Here is a 14,191-nt window from a genome sequence, read left to right as displayed (position 1 = left end):
GGAGACATGGTGAAGTTCAATACCTATCGGGACAACTTGCTGTGGCGTAGTGGAGCGGGTTCGATGTGGTATTTCGATGTTGCGTCCCGGCGTGCCGCCGTCGCGCTGTCGTGCTTGCGCATCAAGTCGCCTGCGGCGTCTCGCCCCTTCGGGTGTCAAACGGCGTTCAAAAGGGACCCCCGATCGGCGTCGAAGAGGGACCCCCTTTTCGGATAATATGATGCTGGTTTGTTGAAGATGGCCTTGCGCTGCGTGCGGCGGAGGGCGGGCGTAGCCCGACCGGAGGCGCGCGCAGCGCAAGATAGATTTTTGAAGGCGCCGAAGGTGGCTGTCAGCTGCGGTTTTTGAAGCGCCAGCTGTCGTTGCCCGTCTCGACGATATCGCAGTGGTGGGTGACGCGGTCGAGCAGCGCCGTGGTCATCTTGGGATCGCCGAACACGGTCGGCCATTCGCCGAAGGCGAGGTTCGTGGTGATGATGACGCTGGTCCGCTCATAAAGCTTGCTGATGAGGTGGAACAGCAACTGCCCTCCCGAGCGGGCGAACGGCAGATAACCGAGCTCGTCGAGCACGATCAGGTCGAGCCGCGACAGCTGCGCCGCCAGGGTCCCGCCTTTGCCGATCCGGGTCTCCTCTTCGAGGCGTGTCACCAGATCGACGGTGTTGAAGTAGCGGGCGCGAGCGCCCCTTCGCACGACATTGGCGGTGATCGCGATGGCGAGGTGGGTCTTGCCTGTCCCCGTGCCGCCGACCAGCACGATATTGCGGCGAGGCGGGAGGAAGGAGCCATCGTGAAGGGAGCGGATCATCTCCTCATTGATCGGTGTGCCCTCGAAGCTGAACCGCTCCAGGTCCTTCACCACGGGCAGCCTCGCAGCCGTCATCCGATAGCGGATGGAGGCTGCATCCCGGTGGGTCGCCTCAGCACGGAGCAGGTCGGTCAGTATCTCCATGGTGGTGCGCTTGCGCTGGAGGCCGGTGGTGACCGCCTCGTCGAACGCCGCCGCCATGCCCTTGAGTCCGAGGCCGCGCATCGTGTCGATCATATCATGCCGCTGCATCATAGCCTCGCAGCAGATCATAGCGGGCAGGTGCCGGTGACGGCATGCTCGCTCTCATGGAAGCCGTCGAACGGTGCCAGGATCGGCTGCAGGGCCGGTCGCTCCATATCCAGCGCCTCGGCGACGGTAATATCCCCGCGTTCGGGATGGGCATGATGCTCGGCCCAGCGCCGGCACTCGGCCTCCAGCCACCCGTTGAGCTCGGCCAGGCTGGCGAACCGGAGTCGCGGCTGGAAGAAGCGGCCTCGGATCGTCTGGACCTGCTGCTCGACCTGGCCCTTCTCCCATCCCGCCGCCGGCGAGCAGGCGGTCGGCTCGACCATGTAATGATCGGTCATGATCAGGAAGCGGCGGTTGAACACACGCTCCTTGCCGGTGAACACGGCCGTCACCGCCGTCTTCATATTATCGTAGATACCGCGTCGCGGCACACCGCCGAAGAACGCGAACGCCCGGGCATGGGCATCGAACAGCATCTCCTGGCCCTCGCGCGGATAGGCTCGGACATAGGGTGCGCGCGAGTCGCAGAGACGCATATGCGCCACCTTCACCCGCATCGGCTTGCCGGCGATCTCCACATCCTCGTGGCTCCAGTCGAACTGGTAGGCCTCACCCGGCTGGAAGGTCATCGGGATGAACGCCGGTGCGCCTTCGCCAGCATCCTTCCGCCGCGCAGCACGCCAGCGCGCCGCATAGCGGCGCACCGCATCATAGGATCCATCGAACCCCTCGCGCACCAGCAGGTCATGGATACGCGTCATCCGTAGCCGATCGCGGCGGCCGCGACCTTCGTTCTCCTCAAGCAGCGCATCGAGACGATCCTGATAAGGACCGATCCGCGGCAGCGGCTGGACTTTGCGCTGATAGTTGAACGCCGCCTCCGGCGACCGGATCGCTTTGCGGACGACCTTCCGCGACAAACGAAGGTCACGAGCGATCGCCTTGATCGCCTTACCCGCTGCATGCTCACGCCGAATCCGAACCACTGTCTCCACGATCAACATCCCGTTCTCGCCAACTGATCAAAACCAGTCGGCCGACTAAATCCCCGGGATGAAGGGGTCCTTTTTGCACGCCGATCACCCCACGAAGGGGGTGCCTATTGCACGCTGATCCTCAGCGACTCTCATAAAATTGCTTCATGAACGATTGTCGGAAGCTTTGGTGGCAAGCGAGGCAGCTTTGTTGCGTCTTGGAGAATGCCGCGATCACGGCCGGGCCGTCACCGCGTTTGGCGGCATCCCCCATGGAGCTCGCAGCGTCATGGACCTGTCCATCGAAACCCCGAAACTTCCCGGCATCCGTGCCAAGCCAGCCAAGAATGCGCATCTTTTCGCCCAGGGGCGGTTCGGCATGCTTGGCAATTTTTGGCGCCAACTCGGCGACCAACGTCCATTCCTCCTTGGAAATCGCGCCGGTGACGGCTTGCATGTCACGGCCAAGCTTCTCCATGACGCTGCGAAGCGCCATCGGCTTTGCGGCCTCGGCGGACTGCGCACCAAGCCCCGTGGCGGCGGTAGCCAAGGCTACTGATAAGGCGATCGTCAAAAGCTGTCGATGGTTCAAGAGGTGACTCACGAGGTTCTCCATTGAGGTTGTTGGTGAATGCTTCGCAGACGAGCGCATGACTTCGGGCTTTCAAAATTCCATGCTCAGCGCAATCGATCCGAAGGCGTGATGGCCGATCTGCTGGTCGAACTCGCGGGTTCTCCAGACGCGCATCACGGCAAGCCGCACGCCATGCCCGGCAACAATCCATTGGCTGCTGATGCCAATGGCTGCCTGAGCGACCCAGGGTCGTCGACTGACGTGGTGGCTGTGCCGAAACAGATTCCCGTCGAGCGAGAAGTCCCAGGCAACGGCTTTGGCCTCCAGGTTCAGGAATGCATGCGCTCCGGGTTTGGGCGCGCGCGCCGATTGCGGCTCGGTCCTGCGCAGGTCGGAAACGCCCGAGGGCGGGCGGTTCTCAGCGCCGGGTCGAATCGGATAGCTGCCGAAATCGTTCGGAATGTTCCAGCCCGCACGCAATTCCACGCCGGTACTGGCTGCGGTTTCAATGTTTCCGATCCGCAGGGCATAGCTGCCGATCACGTCGCCGCTCCATCCCGGCCGGACGGCACCCTCCGTGTACGACTTGAACTTGCGCTCCATGGCCATCTGGAACGCGGGTTCGTTGCGCAACTGGTTGTCCCAGCCGCGAAAGCGATCGATGCCCCGCACCCGATGCACCAGATCCTGTGATTGCTCCGCCAACGACCAAGGGCCAATCACGCCCAGGGTCAGTTCGCGCACGTCAAGCATTTCGTAGCTGGCGGCCTGTGGTTGGACGCGGCGATTCCATGCCAAGCCCAGGTACAGCAGGCCGGCGTACGGGCGATCGTCGGAAATCAGATCGGTGCGCGTCTTGTCCTCGGGCGTGTACATGGACTGGCCGAAGCGCACGACGATGTTTTGCGATGCCGACCGGGCTCCAGAGTCCCGCCAGAACTCGGGATCAGCCCAGCCGATGAAGCGGGTATACCAGGCAATCGGTTGGGGCAGACATTCCGGGCGGAGCGCGCCTTGCAGATCGCGCGAAACCACGCTCAACGCCACGCCATTGGTGTAGTTGCGGTCGGTACCGGTGAACAAATCGTTCTCCAGGCGCAGGGTGCCTCCTCTCCAGTGCAGGGACTGCTCTGGCAGGCAGCGGGAAGAATCAGCTGAGGGTGTGAGTTCCGTGCCATGGGCGGCAACCGGACCGAGCACCGCGCAGGCAACCATCAGCGTGACACTGCGCACCGGCCGCCGCGCATTGGCCTTGGGCAGGCACGCGTGACGGCTGCCGATGCGCATCATGATGGCGTGCCGTCTGTTGCCCTATCGATGTAAAAGCGTTCCAGGGCGCCAATGATTTCTTCGGCTTTGTCCACGCAGGTAAACAAGTCGAGATCGGATGGTGATACGTAGCCTTCGTCGAGCAGAAGGTCGAAATCAACGGCCCGATGCCAGAAGGTGCGACCGACCAGAACCACCGGAATCCGCTGCATCTTGCCGGTTTGGATCAAAGTCAACACTTCGAATAATTCATCGAGCGTGCCGAAGCCGCCCGGAAAGGTCACCAGACCACGCGCATGCATCAGGAAATGCATCTTGCGCAGCGCGAAATAGTGGAACCGGAACGCCAGCTCCGGACACATGTAGGAGTTCGGGGTTTGTTCGTGCGGCAACGTGATGTTGAGCCCGATCGAGCGAGCCCCGGCATCGAAAGCACCGCGATTGGCTGCCTCCATGATGCCTGGCCCGCCACCGGTGATGACGACGAAATCGCACCGCTCCTGTTGCTGGAAGCGCTTGGAAATCAGGTGGGCGAAGCGCTGTGCCTCTTCGTAGTAGCGCGCCTGTTCCACGCGGCGGCGGGCTCGGGAGAGCTCTTGTGTCAGCTTGGAATTCTGCGGCGTGGTGCGCGCCTGCTGCTCCAGCGCGTCAAGGCGGGCGGTGGCCGTCTCGGCGTCGCTGACGCGTGCACTGCCGAAGACCACCACCGTCGAATGGACGCCTTGTTCGTGCAGGATGCGCTCGGGCTTGAGCAGCTCAAGCTGCAGGCGCAATGGCCGAAGCTCTTCCTGGCCAAGCAAATCGATGTCTTCGTACGCAAGACGGTACGTGGGTGAATCGAGGATGGCGCGCAGGCGCTCGTCAGGATCAGCGGATGGGGTCATCGCTCGATCGCCAGAAAATCCGGCCAGGGCACCACCTGGCCATGTTCAGGCACCGAGACCTGCCAGCCAAGCTGCTGTTGCAGGAGTTCCGCAAAATTCTGCGCAGCGGACGGCTCCCCATGCACCACGAAGGTTTGCTCCGGGGCTTGCTTGAAGCCGCGGGCCCAGGCCATCAGGGCCGGTTGGTCGGCGTGCGCCGAGAGCCCATCGACACTGTGGATCGCCGCGCGCACCGGAATGTCGTCGCCGAAGATGCGCACGCGTTGAGCGCCATCGACCAGTTGACGGCCAAGTGTTCCCTGCGCCTGGAAGCCGGAGAACAGGACACTGCATTCCTTGCGCGGCAAATTGTGGCGCAGGTGGTGCCGGATGCGCCCCGCATCGCACATGCCGCTGGCGGAAATGATGATGGCGCCCGAACGAGTCTGGTTCAGCGCCATGGACTCTTCGGCACTTTCCGTGAAATGCAGATACGGCAGGTTTTCGCCGCGCGCGTGCCATCCTGCCAGGCGCTTTGCCTGCTCATCGAACAGCTCAAGGTGCTCGCGTGTGATGCGCGTGGCTTCCGTGGCCATAGGCGAATCAACGAATACCTTCGGTTGCCGCAGTCGCCCCTCGCTGGTGAGACGGTGCAGGTGGTAGAGGACTTCCTGGGTTCGACCGACCGCGAAGGCCGGCACGATGACGTTGCCACCGCGCTCGAACAGGGTTTTCTCGACGATGCCGATCATCTCCTCTTCGGTGGCCGAGAGGTCCTTGTGTTGGCGGTTGCCATAGGTGGACTCGATGACGAGGATGTCGGCGTCCTCGATGGGTGTCGGGTCGCGCAATATCGGGCGTCCCGGCTGGCCAAGGTCGCCACTGAATACCAGTTTCGTCGGGTAGCCATACTCGGTGACCCAGACTTCGATAATGGCCGATCCGAGGATGTGTCCGGCATCGCGAAAGCGTGCGCGCACCCCGACACGGGGCGCGAACTCCCGGTCGTATTCGATGCCTCGTACTTGTTGCAGGCATTCGCGCGCATCCTGCAGCGTGTACAGCGGCGGCAGCGCATCCTCTCCACGGGATCTTTTGGCACTGCGTTTTGCATCGCTCTCCTGGATGTGTGCGCTATCGGGCAGCATCACGCCCAGCAGATCAACCGTAGCGGGAGTGGCGTAGATGGCTCCTTTGAACCCAGCGCGCGTGAGTTTGGGCAACAGTCCGCTATGGTCGATATGGGCATGGGTCAGGAGCACGAAGTCGATCAACGCCGGATCGAACGTGAACGGCTCGCGATTGCGCGCCGCCGCCGTGCGCCCGCCCTGAACCATGCCGCAATCCACCAGGAAGCGCAGGTTGAGCGCCTCCACCAGGAAGCACGATCCGGTGACTTCACGCGCAGCGCCCAGAAAGTTCAGTTTCATAGGATGCTCACTCGGGTTATTTCTTTTGCATCGGGCAGGTGCTCACGCCGAGCAGGCGGTAACCTAGGCAGCGACCCGCCAGGCCGGTGATCAACGGCATGATTCCAATGAGCCCCAGCCAGCGCCACGGTGAATCCAGCCACAACGGCAAGCTGAGCAGGATCAGGCCGATGACGACGCGCGCGATGCGGTCGAGATTTCCTACGTTGATTTGCATGGTGATCTCCTTTCGTTGAATCAAGGAACTGAGGGTGCTGCGAGCACAGTTGCGATCGGCTTCAGGGCTGGATTCGTGGTTTGCGATGTCATTGCAGGTGCATCCCAGCCACCACCAAGCGCCTTGTACAGCGCCACCAACTGCACCGCGGCGCTGGTATGCGCGCGGGCGGCCGCGGTCTCGGCGTCGTGCAAGCTGCGCTGGGCGGCCAGCAGTTCCACCAGTGCAACATCGCCCGCGGCGTAGCGGGCCTTGGCGTAGCCGTAGCTGGTTCGTGCCGCGTCCAAGGCCATGGCGCGGCGCTCCAATGTGTCCAGCCCGCCGTGATAGTCGCCAAGCGCACGCTCGGCGTCGCCCAGCGCCGCCAGCACCGCCTGCTCATAGGCCAGCGCAGCCTGCTGCTCGGCTGCCTCACGTGCCCGGATTTCAGCGCGCACGCGGCCGCCGTCGAACAGGCGCCAGGAAATCAGCGGCAGGATGGAAAAACGTGAGCTGGATGCATCGAACCAATCGCCCGTGCTGAGCGCCTGAAACCCGCCTCCAACACCGATGGAGAGCTTGGGGAAGAGCTCGGCCGTGGCCACGCCGATGTCAGCGGAACTTGCTGCCAGTCGCCGTTCCGCAGCCAGCACGTCAGGGCGTCGGCGCAGCAGGTCGGCACGCTCGCCCACCGGCAAGGCACGCAGCGTGCACGGTGCCAATGGGCCGTCGAGCAATGCCAGTTCACGCTCGGGCGGGGAGCCTAGCAGCACACCCAGGCCAAGCACCGCGGCGCGCTGGCGTGCCTGGATGTCCGGCAGCAGCGCGTTGACGGCGGTCCACTGCGCGTAGGCCGCCTCTACATCGGCGGCGGATGCGTCGCCCAATGCATGCCGCAGGCGCACCAACTCCAAGGTCTGCTGCAGCGTGTCCAGCGTGGCTTGTTGCGCATGCAGCTCGTATCCAGCGCCAACGGCAGTGAACCAGGTGCGCGCAACCTCGGCCGCGACGCGCATGCGCACACCCTGTGCTTCGACTTCGGTGGCTTGCAGGCGGGCGCTGGCGCCTTCCAGGGCGCGGCGCTTGGCGCCGAATAGATCGGCCTCCCAGGCCGCATCGAAACCTGCGTCGTAAATGGTCTGGGTGGCGTCAAGGCCGGGAATCGAGCCCACGGGCAAGGGGCCGTTTTCGCTTTGACGACGCCGATTGACGCTGGCTCCTGCGCTAACGGTGGGAAGCCGATCTCCCGCCACACGGTCGCGTAGGGCGCGCGCCTCGTCGATGCGTGCCGCGGCTTGGCGCAGATCCAGGTTCTGTGCCAGCGCCGCGCCCATCAGACGGTCAAGGATGGGATCGTCGAGTGCAGACCACCAACGGGCCAGGTCTGCGGACTGCGATTCGCTCGCCAGAGGCAAGGTCCAGCCGTTGCCGATGTCCACCGGAGGCGGCTCGCGGTAGTCGGGGCCCACGGTCGCACAGGCGGTCAGCAGCGCGCAGGACAGGGCCAGCGCGAGCGGGCGCAAGCGCCTGGACGTCGGCTGTGCGGCTGGCGTGCGCGAGGAGAGGTGGCGGGTTTTGGTTTTCATTGCAGGCGTCCTCGGACGAATACGGTGGCCATCGTCAGCGTGGCGAGGGCGATGACCGCCAACGGCCAGAGGCTGGCGAGAATGTCGCCGGGCGGCATGGCCTTGAGGAAGCTGCCTTCGACGATGATGAGGAAGTGGGTCAGTGGAATGGCCTGGGCCATCCATTGCAGGACGAGGGGCATGTTTTCCACCGGCGTCGCAAAGCCTGACATCAGCACCGCCGGCACGCCGATGGCGAACGCACCCAGGATGGCCTGCTGCTGCGTCATGCTGACTGCGGAAATCATCAGGCCGATGCCGACCACCGACAGGATGAACAGCACCAGGCTGGCGAGCAGCAGTGCGAACGAGCCGGTGAACGGAATGCCGAACAGGAACACGCCTGCGCTGATCATGAACAGGCCGAGTAGCGTGCCGATCGCCAGTGCCGGCAACGACTTGGAAATAATGATTTCCGGCGTGGAGGTGGGCGACACCAGCAGCTGGTCGAAGGTTCCAAGCTCGCGCTCGCGCGCGATCGACAGCGAGGTGATGAGCAGCGCGCTGAACAGTGCCAGGATGCCGGTCAAGCCGGGCACGATGAACCAGCGGTAGACCAGGTTCGGGTTGAACCAGTGGCGCACGACCACCGGCGTCGGTGCCTGCGCGTCGGGCACAACCTCGGCGCCGACGTCGGCGGCAATGGTGGACAGGTAGGCCACGGTGATCTGGCCCGAGTTGCTGCGGCGGCCATCGACCACCACCTGTGCCTTGCCACTGCCACCGGCGGCGATGGTGCGCGAGAAGTCCACCGGAATGGCGAGTGCGGCGATGACCTCGCCCCGGTCGATCATCTCGTGCAACTGCCGCTGGCTGTCCACATGCCGGACGTGGGTGACGAAGCGGGCGCTGTCCAGGCGCTGCACCAGTTCGTGCGACCAGCGTCCGGCGTCCTGGTTGTAGACGGCGATGTCGACGTTGCGCACTTCCAGCGTCGCGGCAAAGGCGAATACCAGCAATTGCAGGATGGGCGGCACGAACACCACCATGCGGCTGCGCGGGTCGCGCAGCACGCTCAGCACTTCCTTGATGAATTGGGCGCGCAGGCGGGTGAACGAGAAGGCGGAGGTCAACATGGCTTCACTCCAGGTTCTTGCGCGTGGCGCGCTTGGCGATGATGAAGAACACAGCCCCGATCGCCGCCATGGCTGCCAGATTGGGCAGGAATACGGCCCAGATGTCGCCGGCGAGAAACACGGTTTTGAGCGAGTCGACGAAGTAGCGCGCCGGAACCGCTCGGGTGATGGCGCGGATCGGCGCCGGCATGGCATCGATCTCGTACAAAAAGCCCGACAGCATGAAAGCCGGCAGAAAGCCCGTGAACAGCGCAATCTGCGCCGCCAGGAACTGGTTACGCGCCAGGGACGAGATCAGCAGACCCTGGCCCAGCGCCGGCACCATGAACACGGCGGACAAAAGCAGCAACGCCGCCAGCGAGCCACGCATCGGGACGCCGAACACGAACACGGCCAGTGCGGCCGCGCCCAGTGTGGACAGCATGCCGAGCACGAAGTACGGCAGCAGCTTGCCGATCAATATCTCCGCCACCGAGGCCGGCGTGGAGAGCACCGCCTCCATGGTGCCGCGCTCCCATTCGCGCGCCACCACCAGCGCGGTCAACATGGTGCCGATGATGGTCATGACGATGGCAATCGCGCCCGGAATCAGCGCGCGCCGGCTTTCCAGCTCGGGGTTGAACCAGTAGCGCGGCTCCAGCACGACGGACTGCGCGGGTGCTGCGACATCCAGCCCGGCGCGCCACGTCTGCACCACGCCGCGAGCGTAGTTTTCGACATAGTTGGCGGTGTTGGGGTAGGAGCCATCGGTGACGATCTGCACCAGCGGCTCGCTGCCGCGCTGGGCCAAGCGTTGTTCGAAATCCTGCGGAATGACGACGTAGCCGCGCAGCGCACCGGAGACGAGCTGCTCGGCCACTTCGCGGCGATCATGGGCGAAGTGCACATCGAGGAAGCGCGTCCCGGAAAACGCCGCCGCCAGTTCCTGCGCTGCCGCACCGGGCGACTCCAGCACGACACCGACACGAACATCCTTCGCATCCAGCGACACTGCATAGGCAAACAGCAGCAGCAACACCACCGGCAGCACGAAGGCGATCAACAAAGTGGATGGGTCACGCAACGCCTGATAACTTTCCTTGGTGACCAAGGCCACCAGGCGCCGCAGGTCAAAACGGCGCAAGTCGCCCTGCATCGGGCCAGCGCCGTCCTTGTGTTTCTCAACGACGTTCATGCGGCAACCTCCATCTCACGGTCGGCAGACTCCACCAGGTGAATGAAGGCGTCCTCCATGGTCGGGTCGGGATGTTCGGCATTCGCGGCGGCACGCTTGAGCGCATCGGGCGTGTCGAGCGCGATCAGGCGCGCGCGAGAGAGCATGGCGACGCGGTCGCAGTATTCGGCCTCGTCCATGAAGTGGGTGGTGACCATGATGGTCACGCCCTTGCGCGCCAGGCCGTTGATGTGGGTCCAGAATTCGCGCCGGGTGATCGGATCCACGCCCGAAGTAGGCTCATCCAGGAACAACACGGGAGGCCGATGCATGAGCGAGCAGGCCAGCGCCAGGCGCTGTTTGTGCCCCAGCGGCAGGGAATCTGGCGTGGCGGACAACCAGTCGCCCAGATCGAAGGTTTCGATCATTTCCCCGATGCGCTCGCGCCGGGTGTTGCCCTCCAACCCGTAGACGCCGGCCGAGAACTCCAGGTTCTGCTGCACCGACAGCAGGCCGTAGAGCGAGAATTTCTGCGCCATGTAGCCGAGCCGGCTCTTGGCCGCGCCGGTGGCGCGGCGCAGATCGTGCCCCACCACGTGCGCCTCGCCCGCAGTGGGTTTCAACAGGCCGCACAGCATCTTGAAGGTGGTGGACTTGCCGGCGCCATTGGGGCCGAGCAGACCGAAGATTTCGCCTTTGCGCACCTCGAAGCTGACCTGGTCGGTGGCGGTGAACTCGCCGAAGCGCTTGGTGAGATTGCGGCAGGAGACGGCAATGTCCGAGCCCAGTTCGACCGGTGACAGGCGTTCGGCCAGTGTCGAAGTGCCGCCGGGGCCGCCACCGAGGAGATCGATGAAGGCGTCTTCGAAGCGCGCGGGCACCCGGGCCAGCTGCACTTGGGCACGATCAGCCAGCGACTGGATTTGGCTTGCCTGCGCACCCTCGCGCAGTACCACGCGCACGCCGGCGCCCTGGATCACGCCATCGCTCACGCTCTCCAGATCGAGTGCCTCGGTCAGAACCGCCCGGCGCTCGGCGCCGACGTTTTCCAGGCGGAAGCTGCGGCCTTCGAGCTGCGCGGTCAGTGCTTGCGGCGGGCCATCGAACAAGAGCTGCCCCTGGTTCAGCAACAGCACGCTCTCGCAGCGCTCGGCCTCGTCCAGATAGGCGGTAGACCAGACCACGGCCATGCCCTCATCGGTCAGTGCCTGCACCATGCGCCACAAATCCTGGCGGCTGACCGGGTCAACGCCCACGCCGGGCTCGTCCAGCAGCAGCACCTTGGGCCGCGCCATGAGCGCACAGGCCAGGCCAAGCTTCTGCTTCATGCCGCCGGAGAGCTTGCCGGCCAAGCGCTTCGTAAAAGGTCCCAGCCGCGTGAAGTCCAGCAACTCGGCAAATAGATCGGCATTGCGATCCGCATCCATGCCGCGCAGCTGCGCATACAGGCGCATGTTCTCCATCACCGACAGGTCTTCGTACAGGCCGAAGCGCTGTGGCATGTAGCCGCTGGCCACGTGAATGGCGTCGTTGTCCTTGACCACGTCATAGCCGGCCAGGGTGACGCGGCCGGCATTGGGCACCAGCAGGCCGGTCAGAATCCGCATCAGCGTCGTCTTGCCGGCTCCGTCCGGGCCGACCAGACCCGTCAGCCGCCCATAGTGGATGTGCGCGCTCAAGTTCCGCAGGGCCTGCACCTTGCCGAAATGCTTGTCCACGCCTTCGATAACGACGGCGGCGACATCGGCGCTCGCGCTCGTCGGCGTGGCAGTCATGGCTGCGTTTGCCTGCATCTCAACGTTCTCCCACGCGCGTGCTGGAGGCTGGTTTGGCATCGACCGCGATCGTCACCGGCATACCCTGACGCAAGGCGGCGTCGCTGTCGGCCTCGTCAATGACGATGCGCAGGCGATACACCAGATCCGTGCGCAAGTCCGTCGTCTCCACTGTCTTGGGCGTGAATTCGGCGCGCGGCGAGATGAAACCGATCTGGCCGCGATAGATCTTTTCCCCGGAATCGCTCTTGACGTGCACCGCCGTGCCCGGTGCGATGCGGCCCAGATCCCGCTCGCCCACGTAGGCGCGCACGTACACGGGCTTGTCCAGGCTCAGGCTGTAGACCGCACTCTGGCTGGCCACCATGCTGCCGGGTTCACGCACCCGCGCGATGATGGTTCCATCGCTGGGTGCCATGAGTTCAGTGTCCGCCAGAGATGTAGTGGCTTGCGCTGCGGCTGCCTGCGCCGCTGCAAGGCGAGCCTCTGCTGCGGCAATGTCTTCCTTGCGAAAGCCTTCGGATGCTTGCGACAGGGCGGCCTTGGCTGATTCGACGCCCGCAACCGACTGATCTCTTGCGGTGCGGGCAGCATCGACCGTGCGCTGGCTGCTTGCACCCGACGCCAACAGGCTGCTCTGGCGCTGAAAGTTGCGCTCGGCATCGAGGGCGAGCGCCTGCGCTTTCTTAAGCGCCTCGCGTGCCTGGGTGATTTCCTGAGGTCGCAGGCCGCGGCGCAGCTTGGTCAGCTCCGCCTGCGCCACCTGTACCTGGGCTTGTGCGGCTGCAAGGGCGTCTTGATATGGCTGCGCGTCGAGCGTGGCCAGGCGCGCGCCGGCAGTGACGGAATCACCCTCGTCAAAAGCCATCTGCGTGACGCGCCCGGGCTGGCGGAAAGCCAATTGAACCTCGCGGATGTCGACGTTGCCGTAGAGGCGCAATGCATCTTGATTGTCATGGCCGCGCGTGAACCAGAACGCCAGTGCACCGCCAAGAACGAGCAGGGCAACAATGATCACGACCCAACGGGTTTTTTTTGTAGAGAGGTTCGGAGTTGTCATGGATGGGTTTCCACTAAAAAAAGATGCTCACTGCTCGCGCGTGGCCGGTGCATTCGCCGTTGATCGACGCCAAGCAATGGCCGCGATGCCGACCCACACCAGCGTGCGCAGCGTCATGGCAATGACCGTGCGCCGCTCCCAGGCGCCGCCGAGCGCCACATGCACTCCGAAGGCCAGGAATACGAGTGCCGTCGCAACTGCGATGGCCATGGCCAGCCATGTGGCCCAGCGCCGACGCATCCACAACCCGACGCCAGCGATGACGTAGGCGAACCCGGCCAGAAAGTTGAACCAAAGCACGAAGGGCACATAGCTTCCGGCCGCGTCACGCCCTGCACCGTCATAAAACAGGACGGCGCCGCCTTCCCGGATGGTCATCAGGCCAAAACCGATGGCAATCAGGGCGATCACACGCATCCAGATGCCGCGCCCGTTGTGTGCTGTCATGTTCATTGCTCCCGGTTCTTCGGAGGGTTTGCTGGATCGTCGTGCCGTTTGAGGACTGGACGGGTGCTTCATGTGCCGCTTTCGATGCCACGGCGATAGATGGCGAACACGGCGGGCGCATCGCGACGAATCCGACTGACCTTGCCGGCCAGCAGGGACTGCATGACCAGCCCCTGGATCGTGCCGATGAACAGCACGGCGGCGGCATCCACGTCCAGATCCGCATCCAGCTCGCCCTGCGCCTTGCCCGCTTCCATCAGGCGGCGCAGGCGCTGCTCGTACTGGCGGATCAGGGTTTGCACCATGCGCTTGGCGAGCGTCTCGCCAGAGCGCTGCAACTCTCCGAACAGCATGCGTGGCACGCCCGGGTGCTTGGACACGAAGTCGATGTGCGTCATGAACATGGCTTCGAGCGCCGCGCCAGGAGATGCGGCGCCTTCGGCCGCCTTGTCCACGCTGACCAGAAGGCGTTCGCCGACCCAGGACATCGTGGCTTCCACGATGGCTTCCTTGTTGGGGAAGTGACGAAACAACGCGCCCTGCGTCAAGCCCATTCGGTCGGCAATCGCCGTGGTCGTGATCTCGGCCGGGTTTTGCTCGGCTGCCAGATCAACCACGGCTTGCACTGTGGCCGCGCGCCGATCTTCGGCGGACAGGTACTGGGGGCGTTGGCTCACGATTCAGACTCC

Annotated in this window: 13 protein-coding genes and 1 pseudogene; all 14 read right to left on the bottom strand. The window is 64.2% G+C overall.

From position 1 onward, the window contains the following. Positions 1 to 331: 331 nt before the first annotated feature. Positions 332 to 1,060 (bottom strand): IS21-like element helper ATPase IstB, encoded by a 729-nt coding sequence (gene istB, locus PE061_RS03150; protein ID WP_031304487.1) that lies wholly within the window; start codon positions 1,058 to 1,060, stop codon positions 332 to 334. 26 nt (positions 1,061 to 1,086) lie between these two features. Further along, positions 1,087 to 2,064: pseudogene (gene istA, locus PE061_RS03145) on the bottom strand (IS21 family transposase); the annotation flags it as partial. 112 nt (positions 2,065 to 2,176) lie between these two features. Beyond that, a complete protein-coding gene (locus PE061_RS03140; protein ID WP_123676514.1) occupies positions 2,177 to 2,650 on the bottom strand; it encodes a cytochrome c in 474 nt (157 codons plus the stop codon). 48 nt (positions 2,651 to 2,698) lie between these two features. Beyond that, positions 2,699 to 3,898 carry a lipid A deacylase LpxR family protein gene (locus PE061_RS03135; protein ID WP_123676513.1) on the bottom strand — a complete coding sequence of 400 codons (1,200 nt, stop codon included), beginning with the start codon at positions 3,896 to 3,898 and terminating at the stop codon, positions 2,699 to 2,701. Continuing rightward, positions 3,895 to 4,761: a TIGR00730 family Rossman fold protein gene (locus PE061_RS03130; RefSeq protein WP_015912928.1), complete on the bottom strand. Its 867-nt coding sequence runs from the start codon at positions 4,759 to 4,761 to the stop codon at positions 3,895 to 3,897. Before PE061_RS03130 ends, PE061_RS03135 begins: the two co-directional genes overlap by 4 nt. Beyond that, the gene (locus PE061_RS03125) at positions 4,758 to 6,170 is read right to left on the bottom strand and encodes an MBL fold metallo-hydrolase RNA specificity domain-containing protein (protein WP_271257735.1); all 1,413 of its coding nucleotides are present in this window, start codon (positions 6,168 to 6,170) and stop codon (positions 4,758 to 4,760) included. Before PE061_RS03125 ends, PE061_RS03130 begins: the two co-directional genes overlap by 4 nt. Before the next feature lie 16 nt (positions 6,171 to 6,186). Beyond that, complete coding sequence (locus PE061_RS03120) at positions 6,187 to 6,387, bottom strand: YgaP family membrane protein (protein WP_015912930.1); 201 nt, start codon at positions 6,385 to 6,387, stop codon at positions 6,187 to 6,189. 20 nt (positions 6,388 to 6,407) lie between these two features. Continuing rightward, positions 6,408 to 7,952 carry an efflux transporter outer membrane subunit gene (locus PE061_RS03115; protein ID WP_054666194.1) on the bottom strand — a complete coding sequence of 515 codons (1,545 nt, stop codon included), beginning with the start codon at positions 7,950 to 7,952 and terminating at the stop codon, positions 6,408 to 6,410. Next, positions 7,949 to 9,067 carry an ABC transporter permease gene (locus PE061_RS03110; protein WP_054666191.1) on the bottom strand — a complete coding sequence of 373 codons (1,119 nt, stop codon included), beginning with the start codon at positions 9,065 to 9,067 and terminating at the stop codon, positions 7,949 to 7,951. The genes PE061_RS03115 and PE061_RS03110 overlap by 4 nt, the downstream gene beginning before the upstream one ends. A gap of 4 nt (positions 9,068 to 9,071) precedes the next feature. Beyond that, positions 9,072 to 10,241 carry an ABC transporter permease gene (locus PE061_RS03105; RefSeq protein WP_123676511.1) on the bottom strand — a complete coding sequence of 390 codons (1,170 nt, stop codon included), beginning with the start codon at positions 10,239 to 10,241 and terminating at the stop codon, positions 9,072 to 9,074. Beyond that, positions 10,238 to 12,013 carry an ATP-binding cassette domain-containing protein gene (locus PE061_RS03100; RefSeq protein ID WP_123676510.1) on the bottom strand — a complete coding sequence of 592 codons (1,776 nt, stop codon included), beginning with the start codon at positions 12,011 to 12,013 and terminating at the stop codon, positions 10,238 to 10,240. The genes PE061_RS03105 and PE061_RS03100 overlap by 4 nt, the downstream gene beginning before the upstream one ends. A 1-nt stretch (position 12,014) precedes the next feature. Next, positions 12,015 to 13,055 carry a secretion protein HlyD gene (gene hlyD / locus PE061_RS03095; protein WP_123676509.1) on the bottom strand — a complete coding sequence of 347 codons (1,041 nt, stop codon included), beginning with the start codon at positions 13,053 to 13,055 and terminating at the stop codon, positions 12,015 to 12,017. A 27-nt stretch (positions 13,056 to 13,082) separates the two neighbouring features. Continuing rightward, the gene (locus tag PE061_RS03090; RefSeq protein ID WP_054668692.1) at positions 13,083 to 13,502 is read right to left on the bottom strand and encodes a hypothetical protein; all 420 of its coding nucleotides are present in this window, start codon (positions 13,500 to 13,502) and stop codon (positions 13,083 to 13,085) included. 68 nt (positions 13,503 to 13,570) lie between these two features. Continuing rightward, positions 13,571 to 14,179 carry a TetR/AcrR family transcriptional regulator gene (locus PE061_RS03085; protein WP_054666182.1) on the bottom strand — a complete coding sequence of 203 codons (609 nt, stop codon included), beginning with the start codon at positions 14,177 to 14,179 and terminating at the stop codon, positions 13,571 to 13,573. Positions 14,180 to 14,191 lie beyond the last annotated feature (12 nt).

This window comes from Sphingosinicella microcystinivorans (genome assembly GCF_027941835.1).
GTDB lineage: Bacteria > Pseudomonadota > Alphaproteobacteria > Sphingomonadales > Sphingomonadaceae > Sphingosinicella.
Note: the sequence above shows the minus strand (reverse complement) of the source record. Positions and strands in the feature narration are given on the sequence as shown.

Coding starts and splice junctions, on each gene's coding strand:
- hlyD (WP_123676509.1), bottom strand. CDS start 13,055: ATGACAACTCCGAACCTCTCTACAAAAAAAACCCGTTGGGTCGTGATC.
- PE061_RS03090 (WP_054668692.1), bottom strand. CDS start 13,502: ATGACAGCACACAACGGGCGCGGCATCTGGATGCGTGTGATCGCCCTG.
- PE061_RS03105 (WP_123676511.1), bottom strand. CDS start 10,241: ATGAACGTCGTTGAGAAACACAAGGACGGCGCTGGCCCGATGCAGGGC.
- istB (WP_031304487.1), bottom strand. CDS start 1,060: ATGCAGCGGCATGATATGATCGACACGATGCGCGGCCTCGGACTCAAG.
- PE061_RS03135 (WP_123676513.1), bottom strand. CDS start 3,898: ATGATGCGCATCGGCAGCCGTCACGCGTGCCTGCCCAAGGCCAATGCG.
- PE061_RS03110 (WP_054666191.1), bottom strand. CDS start 9,067: ATGTTGACCTCCGCCTTCTCGTTCACCCGCCTGCGCGCCCAATTCATC.
- PE061_RS03115 (WP_054666194.1), bottom strand. CDS start 7,952: ATGAAAACCAAAACCCGCCACCTCTCCTCGCGCACGCCAGCCGCACAG.
- PE061_RS03120 (WP_015912930.1), bottom strand. CDS start 6,387: ATGCAAATCAACGTAGGAAATCTCGACCGCATCGCGCGCGTCGTCATC.
- PE061_RS03130 (WP_015912928.1), bottom strand. CDS start 4,761: ATGACCCCATCCGCTGATCCTGACGAGCGCCTGCGCGCCATCCTCGAT.
- PE061_RS03140 (WP_123676514.1), bottom strand. CDS start 2,650: ATGGAGAACCTCGTGAGTCACCTCTTGAACCATCGACAGCTTTTGACG.
- PE061_RS03100 (WP_123676510.1), bottom strand. CDS start 12,013: ATGCAGGCAAACGCAGCCATGACTGCCACGCCGACGAGCGCGAGCGCC.
- PE061_RS03125 (WP_271257735.1), bottom strand. CDS start 6,170: ATGAAACTGAACTTTCTGGGCGCTGCGCGTGAAGTCACCGGATCGTGC.